The 209-nt window shown below is 61.7% G+C and carries 1 protein-coding gene; it reads left to right on the forward strand.

The annotated features are described in order from the left end of the window. On the forward strand, nt 1-209 hold a 209-nt coding region (locus EJ903_RS26830; RefSeq protein WP_425455529.1), incomplete at both ends, for a hypothetical protein.

The raw sequence follows: 209 nt of genomic DNA on the forward strand, positions 1-209 counted from the left end.
AACGACGTCTACATCGTGGACGATGCTGGCGATGTGGTGACGGAACTGGCCGGTGAAGGCAGCGACGAGGTGCGCACCAGCCTTTCCAGCTACAGCCTGTCGGCGAATGTGGAAACGCTCACCTACACCGGCACCGGCAACTTCACCGGTGTGGGCAATGCCTTGGACAACCTGATCCAGGGCGGTGTGGGCAATGACACGCTGTCGGG

The sequence above is a fragment of the Azospirillum griseum genome (assembly GCF_003966125.1).
Classification (GTDB): domain Bacteria; phylum Pseudomonadota; class Alphaproteobacteria; order Azospirillales; family Azospirillaceae; genus Azospirillum; species Azospirillum griseum.